This window comes from Kitasatospora phosalacinea (assembly GCF_000717185.1).
Classification (GTDB): domain Bacteria; phylum Actinomycetota; class Actinomycetes; order Streptomycetales; family Streptomycetaceae; genus Kitasatospora; species Kitasatospora phosalacinea_A.
Window position 1 is genome coordinate 1 of record NZ_JNYE01000177.1, and the last position, 5,895, is coordinate 5,895.

Below are 5,895 nucleotides of genomic sequence, written 5' to 3' on the forward strand. Positions count from 1 at the left end.
GGCGTTCTTGTTCACGGGGCAGGGTGCGCAGCGGGTGGGGATGGGGCGTGAGTTGTATGACGCGTTTCCGGTGTTCGCTGCGGCGGTGGACGAGTTGTGTGAGCAGCTGGATCCGTTGTTGGGGCGTTCGTTGCGGGAGTTGATGTTCGAGGGTCCGGCGGATCTCCTTGACCGCACCGAGTTCACGCAGCCTGCGTTGTTCGTGTTCGAGGTGGCGTTGTTTCGTCTGGTGGTGTCGTTGGGTGTGGTGCCGGGTGTGTTGGTGGGTCATTCGGTGGGTGAGGTGGGGGCGGCGTGTGTGGCGGGGGTGTTGTCGGTGGGGGATGCGTGTCGTCTGGTGGTGGCGCGTGGTGGGTTGATGGGGTCGGTGGGTGGGGGTGGGGTGATGGTGTCGGTGGAGGCGTCGGAGTCGGTGGTGCGTGGGGTGTTGGGCGGGGTGTCGGGTGTGGTGTCGGTGGGTGGGGTGAACGGTCCGGTCTCGACGGTGGTGTCGGGTGAGGCGGGTGCGGTGGAGCGGGTGGTGGGGTTGTTGGAGGAGGGGGGTGTGCGGGTGCGGAGGTTGCGGGTGAGTGATGCGTTCCATTCGGGGTTGATGGACGGGGTGCTGGAGGAGCTGGGTTCGGTCGCTGACCGTGGGGTTGTCGCGGCGCGGGCGCGGTGAAGTACCGGCGCTGCTGTCGGGGCTGGCGGCGCTGCACGTGTCGGGGACGAACGTCGACTGGGCAGCACTGCTGCCGGGTTCGGGCGGGGTGGTGGACCTGCCGACGTACGCCTTCCAGCACCGCCGCTACTGGGTCGACGGCAACGGCACCACCGCCTCCGTCACGTCCGCCGGGCTGGAGGGCGTCGAGCACGCGGTGCTGTCCGCCGCCGTCGAACTGGCGGGGGAGGAAGGCACGGTGCTGACCGGCCGGCTCTCGACCGCCGGGCAGGCCTGGATCGCGGACCACACCATCGTGGGCGCGGTCGTGGTGCCGGGAACGGCGTTCGTGGAACTCGCCGTGCGGGCCGCCGACCGGGTGGGCTGCACGGAGGTCGAGGAACTCGTCCTGGAGGCGCCGCTGGTGCTGACCGAGCGGGAGTCCGTCGACCTGCAGATCGTGCTGGGGCGCCCCGACGACACCGGCCGGTGCTCCGTCGCCGTGCACAGCCGCCCGGTCGGCGCGGCGCTGCGCACCCCCGGCGCGCCGTGGACCAGGCACGCCACCGGCGTGCTCGCACCGGCCGCCCGGCCCGCCCCCGAGGCGGCGGACCCCGGGGCGTGGCCGCCCGCGGGCGCCGAGGAACTGCCGGTCGCGGACGCGTACGAGCGGCTCGCCGCGCACGGGTTGGGCTACGGCCCGGCCTTCCGGGCGCTGCGCGCGGCGTGGGCGCTGGGGGAGGACCTGTTCGCCGAGGTCGAGCTCCCCGTCGACACCCCGGCCGCCGGGTACGGCATCCACCCGGCCCTGCTCGACGGGGCCCTGCACCCGTTCGCGCTGCTGGCCGTCGAGGGCGCGGGTGCGGACACGGCTGCCGTGCGGCTGCCGTTCTCCTGGCGCGGCGTGCGGCTGCACGCGGCGGGCGCGGGCGCGCTGCGGGTGCACCTGGCGCGCCGCGGCCCGGACGAGGTGGCCCTGGAGGTCGCCGACGCCGTCGGCGCGCCGGTCGCCTCGGTGGACTCGCTGGTGTTCCGCGGCATCACGCCCGAGCAGCTCTCCGCGGGCGGCGCCGAGCAGCACGACGCGCTGTTCGCCGTGACCTGGACGGCCGTTCCCGCCGTACCGGCGGAGCAGGTCATCGCCGTGCTCGGCGCGCCCGACCCGGGCCTGCCCGGCCTGGACCGCTACCCGACGCCGCAGGCGCTGGCGGCGGCGGTCGCCGCCGGGGCGCCGGTACCGGACGTGGTGCTGGCCCCGGTCGGCACCGCCGACCGGGACGCGGACCTGCCGGGCCTGGTCCGGGAGAACACCGTCGAGGTGCTGGCGCTGCTCCAGGAGTGGGCGGCCCAGGAGCAGTTGGCGGGCTGCCGGCTGGCGGTGCTGACCCGCGGGGCGGTGGCGGTCGAGGACGGCCCGGTGGGTCTGGCCGCGGCGCCCGTGTGGGGGCTGGTCCGGGCCGCGCAGGCGGAGCACCCGGACCGGTTCCTGCTGCTCGACCTGGACGAGGACCCGCGCTCGGTGGCGGCGCTGCCCGCGGCGCTCGCCGCCGGTGAGCCGCAACTCGCCTGCCGCGCGGGCGCGTTGCTCGCGCCGAGGCTGACCAGGGCGCCGCTCGCCGGGCTCACCGCCCCGGCCCCGGTCCCGGCCGTGGACGTGGACGCGGACGTGGACGCGCCCGTGGACGCGCCCGGCTGGCGGCTGGACGCGGCGCCGCGCGGCTCGCTGGCGAACCTGGCGCTGTTGCCGGAGCCGGCCGGGGAGCCGCCGGCTGCGGGCCTGGTCCGGATCGCCGTCCGGGCGGCCGCGCTCGACAACCGGGACGTGCTGGCCGCGCTCGGCATGCTGCCGGGCGACCCGCCGCTGGGTGCGCAGGGCGCGGGCACCGTGCTGGAGACCGGCCCCGGCGTGACCGGGTTCGCGCCCGGCGACCGGGTGTTCGGCCTCTTCCCCGGCGCGGTGGCGTCCGAGGCGGTGGCCGACCACCGCCTGCTCGCCCCGCTGCCGCCCGACTGGACGTTCGCCCAGGGCGCGGCCGCCCCGCTGGCGTACCTCGCCGCGCACCGGATGCTGCGGGCGGCCGGGCTGCACCCGGGCCAGTCGCTGCTGGTCCGGACGGCGGACGGAGCGGGCGGCCGGGCGCTGGCCGCGCTGGCCCGGCACGGCGGCCTGACGGTGCGGACCGACACCGGCACCGGCAGCGATGCCGCGGCCGACACCGACGCCGCCGCCGACGCGGTGCTGGACGCCGCCGAACTGCTGCTCGACCCGGACGCGCCGGACGTCGCGGAGCTGTTCGCCGAGATCCGGGAGCCGCTGGGGCTGGGCGCGCTCGCCCCGCTGCCCGCGACGGTGCGGCCGGTGACGGCGGTCCGCGAGTCGCTGGCCCTGCTGAACGAGACCCGGCAGGCGCAGCAGCTCGTGCTGGCCGTCCCCGCCCCGCTCGACCCGGCGGGGACGGTGCTGGTCACCGGTGGGACGGGCGGGTTGGGTGCGTTGTTCGCCCGGCACCTGGTGGCGGCGTACGGGGTGCGGCACCTGCTGCTGGTGAGCCGTCGGGGTGGGGAGGCGCCGGGTGCGGCCGAACTGGTCGCGGAACTGGGGGAGTTGGGCGCAAAGGCGGTGGTGGTGGCGTGTGACGTCGCGGACCGGGCTGCGGTGGAGCGGCTGCTGGACGGTGTTCCGGCGGAGCACCCGCTGACGGCGGTCGTGCACGCCGCGGGCGTCCTCGACGACGCCACCCTCGGCTCGCTCACCCCGGAACGCCTGGACACGGTGCTCGCCGCGAAGGCCGACGCCGCCTGGCACCTGCACGAACTGACCGGACGTCACGACCTCGCCTTCTTCGCGCTGTTCTCCTCGCTGGCCGGCACCCTGGGCAGCGCGGGCCAGGCCAACTACGCCGCCGCCAACACCTTCCTGGACGCCCTCGCCCAGCACCGCCGCACCCTCGGCCTGCCCGCCCTCTCGCTCGCCTGGGGCCCGTGGTCGGGCGACGGCATGGCCGGTGCGCTGTCCCCGGCGGACCTGGAGCGGCTGGCCGCGCTCGGCACGCTCCCGCTGGAGCCCGCGGACGGGCTGGCGCTGTTCGACGCGGCCCTGCGGCTGCCCGCCGCCGCGCTGGTGCCCGCCCGGCTGCGCCCCACCGCGGCGGACGGCGACCCGGTCTCCCCGCTGCTGCGCGGCCTGGTCCGCCGCCCGGCCCGGCGCACCGCGCAGAGCGCCGCCGCGCCGCGCTCCGAACTGGCCGCCCGGCTGGCCGGCCTGCCGGAGGCCGCCCGTCGGCAGGCCCTGGTCGACCTGGTGCGCGAGCACGTCGCCGAGGTGCTGGGCCACCCCGCGGCCGTCACCGTCGACCCGGCCCGCCCCTTCAAGGAACTCGGCTTCGACTCGCTCACCGCCGTCGAACTGCGCAACCGCCTGGACGCGGCGACCGGGCTGCGGCTGCCCGCCACGCTGGTCTTCGACCACCCGAGCCCGGGCGCGGTCGCCGCGCTCCTGCACGAGCGGTACGCGGGCAGCGCCCCGGCCCCGGCCGGGCCCCGCGCCGGGCGGCCGCGCCGACCGGACGACGAGCCGATCGCCGTCATCGCGATGAGCTGCCGCTACCCGGGCGGCGCCGACGACCCCGAGGCGCTGTGGCGGCTGGTCGCCGAGGGCCGCGACGCCACCTCCGCCTTCCCGGACGACCGGGGCTGGCGGCTGGAGGAGCTGTACGACGCCGACCCGGACACCCTGGGCACCTCGTACGCCCGGCGCGGCGGCTTCGTCGAGCACGCGGACGGCTTCGACGCGGCGTTCTTCGGCGTCTCGCCGCGCGAGGCGCTGGCGATGGAGCCCCAGCAGCGGCTGCTGCTGGAGACCGCCTGGGAGGCCTTCGAACGGGCCGGGATCAACCCGGCGTCCGTCCGCGGCACCGACACCGGGGTGATCCTCGGCGTGGTCCCCGCCGACTACGTGACCCGCCCGGCCGGGACCCCGCACGACCTGGAGGGCTACCTGCTGACCGGCAACACCACCAGCGTCGCGGCGGGCCGGGTCGCCTACACGCTGGGCCTGGAGGGTCCGGCGTTCACCGTGGACACCGCGTGCTCGTCCTCGCTGGTGGCGATCCACCTGGCCGCCCAGGCGCTGCGGCGCGGCGAGTGCTCGCTCGCGCTGGCGGGCGGCGCCTCGGTGATCGCCGGTCCGACCGTGTTCGTGGAGTTCAGCCGCCAGCGCGCGCTCTCCCCGGACGGGCGCTGCCGGGCGTTCGCGGCGTCCGCGGACGGCACCGGTTTCGCCGAGGGTGCGGGCCTGCTGCTGCTGGAACGCCTCTCGGACGCCCGGCGCAACGGGCACCGGGTGCTGGCCGTGCTGCGCGGCAGCGCGGTCAACCAGGACGGCGCGTCCAACGGTCTGACGGCGCCCAACGGGCCCGCCCAGCAGCGGGTGATCCGGCAGGCGCTGGCGGACGCGGGGCTGAGCGCCGCCGACGTCGATGCGGTGGAGGCGCACGGGACCGGCACGACGCTGGGTGACCCGATCGAGGCGCAGGCGCTGATCGCGACCTACGGGGCCGAGCACAGTGCCGAACGGCCTTTGTGGCTGGGCTCGTTGAAGTCGAACATCGGGCACACCCAGGCCGCGGCGGGTGTCGGCGGCGTGATCAAGATGGTGGAGGCGCTGCGCCGCGGCGAGCTGCCGAAGACCCTGCACGTCGACGCGCCGTCCCCGCACGTCGACTGGTCCGCCGGGACGGTCGAGCTGCTGACCGAGCCCCGCAAGTGGACCGGGGACGGCCCGCGCCGCGCCGCCGTCTCCTCGTTCGGCGTCAGCGGCACCAACGCCCACCTGATCCTGGAACAGGCCCCCGAGGCCGAACGCCCCGCCCCCGCCGGTCCGTCCGAGGGCACCGTGCTGCCCTGGGTGCTCTCCGCCCGCACTCCGCAGGCGCTGCGCGACCAGGCCCGCCGCCTGCTGGACCTGCTCGCCGCCGACCCCGGGGTGCGGCCCGACGCCCTCGCGGCGGCCCTCGCGGGCACCCGCGCCGAGTTCGAGCACCGCGCGGTGGTGGTCGGGGCCGACCGGGCCGACCTGGTGCACGGCCTGACCGCGCTCGCCGCGGACGCGCCCGCCCCGAACCTGGTCTCCGGCTTCGCCGAGGGCCGCACCGACCCGGTGTTCGTGTTTCCGGGGCAGGGGTCGCAGTGGGTGGGGATGGCGCGGGAGTTGTTGGGTTCGTCGGTGGTGTTCCGGGAGCGGGTGGGTGCGTGTG

2 protein-coding genes are annotated in these 5,895 nt (G+C 76.8%); both read left to right on the forward strand.

The window, feature by feature from the left end; genetic code table 11:
• Positions 1 to 661: acyltransferase domain-containing protein (locus OO57_RS40190; protein ID WP_158715373.1), on the forward strand; the 661-nt coding region annotated here is incomplete at its 5' end.
• Positions 633 to 5,895 (forward strand): SDR family NAD(P)-dependent oxidoreductase (locus OO57_RS38910; RefSeq protein WP_158715374.1); only part of this gene is annotated, 5,263 nt, incomplete at its 3' end. The genes OO57_RS40190 and OO57_RS38910, both read left to right, overlap by 29 nt.